Origin of the sequence: Desulfovibrio sp. ZJ746 (assembly GCF_011039155.1) — a bacterium.
Taxonomy (GTDB): Bacteria; Desulfobacterota; Desulfovibrionia; order Desulfovibrionales; family Desulfovibrionaceae; genus Desulfovibrio.
Window position 1 is genome coordinate 72,460 of sequence record NZ_JAAKEK010000009.1, and the last position, 8,801, is coordinate 81,260.

Sequence of the window (8,801 nt, forward strand, 5' to 3'; positions counted from 1 at the left end):
GTCAGAGAGCTTGGCCCAGACAGCGGATGGCTGTAAAGAGCAAAATGGCCGCGAGCAGATATTTCAGCATGCGGGCGGAGACGAATTTCTGGCAGCGCGCGCCGAGATACATGCCGCCCATGCCGCCCACGCCGAAGAGCAGCCCGAGCAGCCAGTCGGGCTGTACGCCGAGGGCCGGCCAGAACGGCGCGAGCAGGCTGTAAAAGCCCACGCCCGCCACCGAGGTCAGGAAGGTGCAGAAGAGCGAGGCGCCGGCCACGGCATGCACGGGCAGCCCGAAAAAGGCAATGAGGAAGGGCACCATGATGGCCCCGCCGCCGATGCCGTAGATGCCGCCCACGAGCCCCACCACGAGGCTCAGGAGAAAGACGGCCCGGCAGGAGACGGCGTAGGTCTCCTCACCGCTCGCAAAGACGAATTCGCGCAGGCTGAAGCGCAGCACCCGGCACGGCGCGGCCTTGCCCCCCCGGGCGCCGCTTGCGCCGTGCCGCGAGCGCCAGACATCCCAGAGCAGCCGGCCAGCCATATAGAGCAGCACCGTCGCCGCAAACAGCGCGAAACGCGCGGCGTCCGGCAGCAGGGTCACGCGGATGAGCGCCCCGGCAAAGACGCCGGGGAGCGTCCCCAGGGCCATGATGAGCGTGAGCGGCCCCAAAAGCCGCCCTTCGCGCCAGTAGCGCCAGACCCCGGAGGGGCAGGCCACGATATTGAACACCTGGTTGGTGGCGCTCACCCCGGGATGCACATAGCCGAGCACGCCCAGCTGGAAGGGCAGCAGCAAAAAGGCGCCGGAAACGCCCCCCATGGAGGTCAAAAAGGAGATGCCGAAGGCCGCGCCCACCGGCAGCAGCGGGGAGCATTCGACACCAGAGACGGGGAACAGCATGGCTTCTCCTTGGGGGCCGCGGCGCCGTTGCGAGGCGCCCGGGCCGGGCGCGCCGGGGCGGCCACGCGCCCATGCGGCTTGACAGGCGCCCGCTTTTTTGTGCATCCTCTTGGCGCTTGATTATCGCGCTGCGGAGGCATCATGGCGAAAGAAGGCTCCATTGAAGTTGACGGCGTGGTGCAGGAAGCCCTGCCCAATGCCATGTTCCGCGTCGAGCTGGAAAACGGCCACGAAGTCCTGGCCCATATTTCCGGCAAGATGCGCAAGTTCTACATCCGCATCCTGCCCGGTGACCGCGTGAAGGTGGAGCTCTCCCCCTACGACCTCACGCGCGGGCGCATTACCTACCGCATGAAGTAGGGCGCTTTTCCGGCGCCCCGGGGCACGCTCCGCGCCCCGCACGCTGCCTCGCCGCGCATCCATCCCTCGGTGAGCATCCCGGCAAGCGCCTTCGCGCCACGCCCCTGCCCCGCTCCGGCTGGCGCCCTCGCCTTGTGGGAGTCGTTCCAGTATCTCCCCGCGATCCTTCAGATGATCCCGGCCCCATAGAGCAGGGCCACGCAGAGAAGCGCCCACAACCCGGCCAGCACATCGTCGATCATCACCCCGAAGCCCCCCGGGAGCCAGTTTTCCGAGGCGCGCACGGGCCACGGCTTGGCGATGTCGAAAATGCGGAAACAGACAAAGGCCGAGAGGATGCCCCAGAAGCCGGGATGCGCGAAGGGCAGCAGCACGATCCACACGCCCACGAGCTCGTCGATGACCACCTCGCCCGGGTCCTTGCGGCCGAGCAGTTTTTCGGCCCGGCTGGCCGCAAGCCCCCCGGCCACGAAGAGCGCCACGAGCAGCGCCAGCCGCCAGCCGAAGCCCAGCGGCAAAAAGCAGAACGGCGCCAAGAGGCAGGCCAGCGCCGTGCCCCAGGTGCCGGGAGCCTTGGGCGCAAGGCCCGCCACCCCGAGCCGGCAGAACGCCAGCACACAGTTATCCCGAAAGCGCATCCTTTCCACCGGCTCCCGCTGCTTCTCCGGGCTGGCGCCCGGCCCTTCCTTGGCAGCCAAGGGTGATACCAAACTGCTGGCCATAAGGGGCTTGCGCCCTCCCAGCCCATGAAATTCGCTGGCAGCGGCGTGGGTCACCATGGCGAGGCCAGCACGCTGAAATACCTGTTATCCCAGATGCCCCCTGCCGCATGCCCGCTCCACTATCGCCAGCAAATTTTTGCAGGTAGCCCATTGAACTTGTTGAAGAAGTATATTTTAAGCCGGAGCCTGTCAAAGGGGGATTAAGAACAATAAATTCAAATGGTTGTTTATATGAACTTCCGGGGTGCCCCATCAGGGGCGCCCACGCTTCAATCCGCTTTCAGCGCCGTGATGAAAGGGCCGGTCTTGTTTGTAATGTTCACCGGCGGCCCAAAACATTTTCCCCCAGCAAGCCGTGATGTGCATTCCTGAAGCATGAATCGCAACCATGGAAAGCGTTTCGCGGAATGGTGTGGAGCCTCCCCTCCGGCCCCGGCGAGGCATCCCGGGACAGGCGGGGAGCCGTTGCAAACCTGGAACACATGCTGGCTGCAAAGCCACGGGTTTCCCGGCATGGGCAATTTCCAAGTCAAAGCGATGCAAGCATTTTTGGCAAACAGGCAAGGCTCCGGAAGAATGGAGGCGGAATATTTCCTCGGCATCCCCACTCTCCACCCCGGCTTCAAGAGGCTCCTTTTCACTGGCGCAAACCCTTTCACCGCACAGCGCGCACATCGCCCCGGAACGGCTCAACAACGCATTGGGGAACCGTGCGGCCCCCGATTCCGGCCGATGAAGCCGGCTGGCAGCGCCATCGGCTTCAACAGCGCGGAGCGTGTTTTCGCTCAAGGCCACGCCCGGGAGCGTCACTTCACGACCAGTGGCGGAAAAAGCGTTGAAGACCCGCTCGGCAAATATGCTCCGGCCCACGGGGATGGAAATAGCCACTTCCCGTCGCCGGCAAAGAACTGGGGAAATTATTCCGCAAGTGTCTTTTTCTTTTGCACTGTCACCGCCTTTTGTGCCCTTCCCTGTGAGGGGCGTTGCTTCTCGCCCAGCAACGCTTCCTCCCGGGGTGTTGTCACGGTTTTTTTCCCGGGCCCATTCTTTCACAGCCCGTCGCCCGGGCTCACCACCGGCGCCCGCGGCGTGTCCTTCCGGGCGCCGACCGGGGACGGGGCCCGGCACCCCTCTTCCGCCGTGTCGGCGAGGCAGCGCAAGCCGGTACGCGCGCCGCCGGGCGCAATGGTGGCTGGATCTTTTAACCGCCAGCCTGGATAAAGGAGTGGCCAAACTCTACTATTATCCGCAGATTACGAAAGGAGTGGCGGAAATCAAGAACGCTTTTATTGGCATACTGAAAGCAATGATGGATCAAGAAAATGACTATGAAGATGATGATGCTCCGCTGGATTCTCATACTTGGCCGGATATCGAGGAAAGACTGCGCATGGAGTTCTCGACATCAGGGGGGAAATTCGCACGGAGGATGTACGGCGCGACCTCGTCCACCACGAGCCGCTATATGCAGCTTTCTTTCAACCGTGAGCGCGGCGCATTAAAAGTGCTCGTCGCGCAATCCCTGGTCGGCCGGGAGGGCTTAAATCTGCATGAATCGTGCAAAACGGTCATTCTCCTGCATCCTGAATGGAATCCGGGCGTGGTGGAACAGCAAACCGGCAGGATCGACCGCCTTTGCAGCCTGTGGGAAAAACAGCTCAAGAGGACGGCTCAGGCCACCCCTCCCGGGGCCCTCCCGGGAATCGAAAGTATGCCGGTCATTTTTGAAGGCTCCTATGATAAGCGCATCTGGGGGATTCTGAAAAAGCGTTGGGAGGCCTTGCGCGCACAGTTGCATGGAATAATTCTCGATCCGGATTCTGGCGGCGAGGCCTTGACCCGGAATTGATACTAAAAATTAACAGTCACGCTCCGGTTTTTCGCCCAAAATCCACGCCGCGCCCTCCCCACCGTTCTTTGTAAATCGCCATCAATAAAAGGGCCTGCAGCTCTGCGCAAGGTTCACACCTTCCTGTATTTTGCCAGCATGTATTCCAGCTCACCGGCCAGCTTCTCCCGCAGCCATTGTGGCTCCAGCAACTCCGCGGATGTGCCGAAGCCCAGCACCCACGCCAGGCATTCCGGCTCGTTGGCCGCCTGCACGCGCAGCAGGAGCGACCCGTCCTCGCCTATCTCGACCTGCTGGTTGGCGCTCCATTGGCGTTCCGCCACATAGGTGGCCGCTGACGGCGCAAATTTTACGACCACCTCGAAGGGTTCTCCCCAATCCATGAGGCCCAGGGCTCCCTGCTGCGGCGCCTGCACATCTGGCACCCGCTCACTGGTGCGCCGCGTGAGGATGCACCCTGTCATCCTGTGCAGGGCCAGGAGTGTCGGCTCAGCATGCAGCGGCAATGGGCTGCCCTTGTCCGCCACCATATAGCCGAGGACAAAAATGCCTTCACGATAGGCCACCAACCGCTTTGGCGCGTAGTCATATTCCCGCTCCGGCCTGTTGATGGACCTCCTGTAGCTGACAAGACAGACCCTGTTTGCCTGAATGGCCTTCATGAGGGTTTCGAGGTACCCCTGAAACGGTTCATAATCGATATGTCCCTTGGCAACACTTGTCGCAACGCTGCCCGGCATCTTCTGGGTGCCCGGGGGAAGATAGCTGACAGCCACTTCAAGACTCTTTTGCATCTGCGCCTGCATTTTTTTCGGCAACAGCCTGACAAGAAAATCTCGGCACAAAATGAGCTGGGAGAGGCCTTCGGCGTCAAGGGAAACGGCAGGCAGCTTTTCGGGACGCAACAACTTGAAAAAAACCTCTTTCCCCTGTTTTTCCCTGGCAAGCTTGCCGTAGCGCGCGCCTTCCATCTGGAGCAGCAGCCGGCTCACGGTTTGCTTTGAGCAGTCAAGCATTTCCGCAAGCGCGCCCAGGCTGTACCTGCCATTGGTAAAAAGCAGGGTGGTGAAGAGGGACAAAAGCTTTTCCGCAGGCTTGGCGTCCGCCAGTTTGCGTCCCATGTCTATTCCCCGTTTCTCGAGAAAGCCCAAGGCCCCGGCAGGGGATTCCCCCTTTAGCGCTGCGAGCCAAGCGGCGCCTGGAGCACTGGCTTATGCCCGAAACGCTTTCTGGGCTTTCGCCAGTGCCGCAGCCGCACGGCATGCAACCCTCCGGGCGCCGGAGCCAGCGGCCGCAAAGCCCAAGGTGGGCGCCTCCCCACGTTCTGCGCCCGCAACTGCACATTCCCGGCGTAGCGAAACCGCACCTTGACGCTGAAGCGCCGCCCAGGCGCGGAGCCCATCCCCAGTGCGGCCTTGCAGCGGAATTGCGCACGCCGCGGAAGGCATCAAGAGCCGTCAAAAACTCGTTGGCGCCCCAGTTTCGAGTTGAGCCGGGCACCTGCGCGATTCTGGAGAAAACCGGCAGCCCCGTCAATTATCCGCCCTCGGGGCGCGGGCTCGGCAAAGCCCTCGCACCGTTGTATCCGGCTGCCCAGGCAAGGGTGGCAGAGAATCGCTGGAGCGCCCGACGCGGCATTCCCGGTCCACGATTCCGGCAAGACGGCGGCCCGCCGCCAACCAGCACGGACCGGGGAGGATAAAAAAGCCCTTCTCCTGCCAGTTCTCCTTGCCCGCGCCGGGCCGGGAAGACTTTTTCCTCTCCTCCTGCGGAGTGGAAGAGACAAGCCGTGCCTGCCACGGGAAGATGCCAATGCAGGCCAGCGTTCGCCCCGCGAAAACTCCCGGTACATGCCTTCAGCGATTCTCTACCAATTCTACCTTCGTCATGCCGCCTTCAAAATTTGCGCATGGGCAGTTCTCTCCCCCTTTAACTCTGGAAATGGCTGTCAGGATACCGACTCCATTTTGCTACAGATGAGGAGCCCTAGCCTGCGGATTTTCTCCACATGTTCCATGCGAGGTAGGACTGGTAGAGGCCACCATCGAGCCGCTCAAGAGCCATGGTGGCGATGGGGGCCGGGACACCCCCGTAAAAAGCCTCGGCGATACTGCCGGCAATGGCTGCCTGGGTATCCGCGTCGCCCCGCAGCCACACCGCCTTGCGTACAGTTTCTTCAAAGCTGTTGCTTTCCAGAAACGCGGTTATCGCCTCGGGAACGGAGCCGTGGCACGTTTCGTCAAAACGATAGTTTTTGCGGATTTCCACGAGGGGCCGCGATACATCATATTGATACATTCCGGTTATATAGTCACGAATCTCGCCTTTCGACTTCCCTGCCCGTGCGAGAAAGATTGCACCGGCCACCGCCTGGGCGCCTTTTATTCCCTCGGGATGGTTGTGTGTGACCCCCGCACTGGTGGCCGCCAGTCCTTCCGCCTCCGCAAGGCTGCGGGCGACCCAGCCGACGGGAGAAACCCGCATGGCTGAACCGTTGCCAAAGGAATTGTAGGGGTCACGTTTGCGCTTACTGAGCCAACGGTAAAACCTTTGTCCATAGCCGGCCGTCAGCCACGCCCTGCCAAAAGTATGCATTGAATCGATGAACAGGTCGTGCAGGCCATCTTTCCCATAGCCACGCCGCAGGGCATCGGCCACTGCCAGTGTCATAACTGTGTCGTCAGTGAACCGGCTCTTTTCTGAAAAAAGGGGAAAACTGTCCCATTCTTCCTGGAGTGGATTAAATTCAAAAACACTCCCAATAATATCGCCTGCGATCGCACCGAGCATACTTCCTCCTCCCGGGTTTCACTTCAGGGATTCTGGTTCTTGTGTTGTGGTGCCGGCCGGCTTCTTTCCGGGGGCACCTTGCGTAAATTCCACTTCTCCACACTGCCATCCTGGCAGTCAACGCCGGGCATTGATGGCTTTGGGCGCGCGTTTCGTCCTGGCCCCGCCACTGGCGCCGGCTTGGCCATGTGGCGCACAAGATGGACAACAATAGCCACGAGGCCCGCGTGGGACGCCGTGACGGCGTCGATTCCCCGTACACTTGCGGGGCTTCGCCGAGTTGGCCGGAAAGCACCTCCACGCAGCAATCGTTGGGCATATGCCGCACCTTGGCCCGGTGGACCGCCTGAAGGGCGGCGCAACGGGTTTCGGGTTTACCCGTTTTCCAGCTTGTCCCGGGCGATTGCCGCTATTTCGGGCTCCGCATCCTGTGTGAGCAGTTCAAGGGCGAAGCGGGGCGCAGAATCATTCTCAACGAGCGCGTGGCGCACTTCAGGGTCCGGGTGGGCGCAGAGCATGGCCACAGCGGCCTTGCGCGCCTCGGGGTTTGTAATGTCCTCCACATTTTCGGCCAGGGCAACCAATACCTCCCGCGATTGGCCGTCAAGTGCCCGGATATCGGCCATGGTAACATCCTCAAAGATATACCATGCCAAACTGCATCCGTTCTTGACGCATTCCGGGAGCGGGGGAGTGAACCTGCCGGGTACACTGGGATTTTCCATTAATGCTTCCCGCACTTTTATATTCTCGTGGGTACGGATATGCTCGATTAGCATGTCTGCCGAAGCGCCCGACAAACGCTTTGCGCCGTCGCGCGCCGGATAAAGCTTTTCGGCCCATTCCGCCACGGTCTCAAGCATTTTCACATTGTCCTGCTCCACGATTTCCCGGGCCTGCGCATCGGTGAGGTGGGAAATAAAATCCTCCACATGGAGCAGGCGGCGGCGCACGTCCACATCGCCGCTCTCCCAGAGGGCGTCGCGCTGTTCCACCGTCAAAAATTCCTTGCCGACCAGCCTCTCGGTGATGGACGGGATGCCGAGCTCGAGCAGGGCGTTCCCAAGCTCCGCGGCCTCCGGGCCGCTGGGGTAGTTATCAGCGAGAATCTTCAACAGCCGGTAGGGAAAGGGAAATTCCTTGCCTCCAGCGGTGAGGCGAAGTGTGGCCATGGGTTCACTCCTCTGGATAGGTGAGAAATGGGCGCAGCCCAAGCATACAGGAGGAAGAATGCCCCCGGACAATTCCAGATTTCGCGAGTCGTTTTGGAAATTTTCTTAAAAAGAGCCGGGAAGTCAGGCCACCTATTGCATGCCAAGGGAAAAAATGGAGCTTGAGGAGCCCTGGCGGCCAACAAGGGCAGGCCCCTTGCAGTGCGTGCTTGCCAGCGCAAGAGATAACAGAAGGGAACAAATTTTTTCAAAAGCCGTTTGCATGTGATTGTTAAAACCAGTATAACTTATGTGAAGTATTGGAGTTTTATCTCCAAAAAGAAAAACGTCCTCTGCAGGCCAACGGCTGTAAGCGGAGATTTTCTCAAAAAAACACTTTTCCAGCGTTCTTCAAGCTTGGCCCAAACAAAATCATCTGAGCTTGTTTCGACTTGATCTGACAATAGCCCCTTGAAAAGCAAGGGGAACTCCGTTTTGATGGAAACGTGAACACAACCATCAACCGGGCACGATGCCCACGGAGTTCCCGATGGAAAGTTTTAATCAAAGCGTCATCAAGCACAAGACCGGACTTCTCGACCTTGCCGCCGAATTGGGCAATATCTCCAAGGCTTGCCGTATCATGGGCTTTTCCAGGGACACGTTCTATCGGTATCAGGCAGCCAGAAATGCCGGCGGCGTTGAGGCCCTGTTTGAAGTCAGCCGGAGAAAACCCAATCTGAAAAACCGGGTCGAAGAAGCCACTGAACAGGCGGTGGTCGAGTTTGCCACGGAATTTCCCGCTCATGGGCAGGTCAGGGCCAGCAACGAGCTGCGAAAGCGAGGCATCTTCGTGTCGCCGTCCGGAGTCCGCTCCATCTGGTTGCGCCATAACCTTTCATCCATGAAGCAGCGCCTGACGGCTTTGGAAAAGATGTCAGCGGGCCAGGGCATCGTCCTGACGGAGGCCCAGGTACAGGCTTTGGAACGAAAGAAACAGGATGATGAGGCGTGCGGCGAGATTGAAAGCCATCACCCCGGCT

9 protein-coding genes are annotated in these 8,801 nt (G+C 60.4%); 3 read left to right on the forward strand and 6 right to left on the reverse strand.

Annotated elements, in window-relative coordinates:
• Position 1: 1 nt before the first annotated feature.
• Positions 2-886 (reverse strand): sulfite exporter TauE/SafE family protein, encoded by an 885-nt coding sequence (locus tag G7Y54_RS12090; RefSeq protein WP_165077867.1) that lies wholly within the window; start codon positions 884-886, stop codon positions 2-4.
• 141 nt (positions 887-1,027) lie between these two features.
• Between G7Y54_RS12090 and infA the strand changes: the two genes are divergently transcribed.
• A complete protein-coding gene (gene infA, locus G7Y54_RS12095) occupies positions 1,028-1,246 on the forward strand; it encodes a translation initiation factor IF-1 (protein WP_006008898.1) in 219 nt (72 codons plus the stop codon).
• A 167-nt stretch (positions 1,247-1,413) separates the two neighbouring features.
• Here the strand turns inward: infA and G7Y54_RS12100 are convergent, their stop codons facing one another.
• Together G7Y54_RS12100 and G7Y54_RS12105 are read right to left on the reverse strand one after the other, a co-directional pair.
• Positions 1,414-1,884 carry a phosphatidylglycerophosphatase A gene (locus G7Y54_RS12100; protein WP_165077871.1) on the reverse strand — a complete coding sequence of 157 codons (471 nt, stop codon included), beginning with the start codon at positions 1,882-1,884 and terminating at the stop codon, positions 1,414-1,416.
• Between the two features lie 336 nt (positions 1,885-2,220).
• Complete coding sequence (locus tag G7Y54_RS12105) at positions 2,221-3,021, reverse strand: hypothetical protein (protein ID WP_165077874.1); 801 nt, start codon at positions 3,019-3,021, stop codon at positions 2,221-2,223.
• A gap of 172 nt (positions 3,022-3,193) precedes the next feature.
• Here G7Y54_RS12105 and G7Y54_RS12110 point away from each other — a divergent pair, with 172 nt between their 5' ends.
• Entirely contained in the window at positions 3,194-3,817 is a 624-nt protein-coding gene (locus G7Y54_RS12110) for a helicase-related protein (RefSeq protein ID WP_165077877.1), read from the forward strand.
• Between the two features lie 113 nt (positions 3,818-3,930).
• On the opposite strand, the gene G7Y54_RS12115 is transcribed toward G7Y54_RS12110, so the two are convergent.
• The 3 genes from G7Y54_RS12115 to G7Y54_RS12125 all read right to left on the reverse strand — a co-directional run bounded on the left by G7Y54_RS12115 (position 3,931) and on the right by G7Y54_RS12125 (position 7,779).
• Positions 3,931-4,968, reverse strand: coding sequence for a WYL domain-containing protein (locus tag G7Y54_RS12115; protein ID WP_165077880.1), 1,038 nt, complete (start codon positions 4,966-4,968; stop codon positions 3,931-3,933).
• An 835-nt stretch (positions 4,969-5,803) separates the two neighbouring features.
• On the reverse strand, positions 5,804-6,607 hold the full coding sequence (locus G7Y54_RS12120; protein ID WP_165077882.1) for an ADP-ribosylglycohydrolase family protein: 804 nt from the start codon (positions 6,605-6,607) through the stop codon (positions 5,804-5,806).
• Between the two features lie 374 nt (positions 6,608-6,981).
• Entirely contained in the window at positions 6,982-7,779 is a 798-nt protein-coding gene (locus G7Y54_RS12125) for a hypothetical protein (RefSeq protein ID WP_165077885.1), read from the reverse strand.
• 529 nt (positions 7,780-8,308) lie between these two features.
• Here G7Y54_RS12125 and G7Y54_RS12130 point away from each other — a divergent pair.
• On the forward strand, positions 8,309-8,801 hold a 493-nt coding region (locus G7Y54_RS12130), incomplete at its 3' end, for a helix-turn-helix domain-containing protein (protein ID WP_165080275.1).

Excerpts from the sequence above, each read along its gene's own strand:
- G7Y54_RS12090 (WP_165077867.1), bottom strand. The coding sequence starts at position 886 with ATGCTGTTCCCCGTCTCTGGTGTCGAATGCTCCCCGCTGCTGCCGGTG.
- infA (WP_006008898.1), top strand. The coding sequence starts at position 1,028 with ATGGCGAAAGAAGGCTCCATTGAAGTTGACGGCGTGGTGCAGGAAGCC.
- G7Y54_RS12100 (WP_165077871.1), bottom strand. The coding sequence starts at position 1,884 with ATGCGCTTTCGGGATAACTGTGTGCTGGCGTTCTGCCGGCTCGGGGTG.
- G7Y54_RS12120 (WP_165077882.1), bottom strand. The coding sequence starts at position 6,607 with ATGCTCGGTGCGATCGCAGGCGATATTATTGGGAGTGTTTTTGAATTT.
- G7Y54_RS12125 (WP_165077885.1), bottom strand. The coding sequence starts at position 7,779 with ATGGCCACACTTCGCCTCACCGCTGGAGGCAAGGAATTTCCCTTTCCC.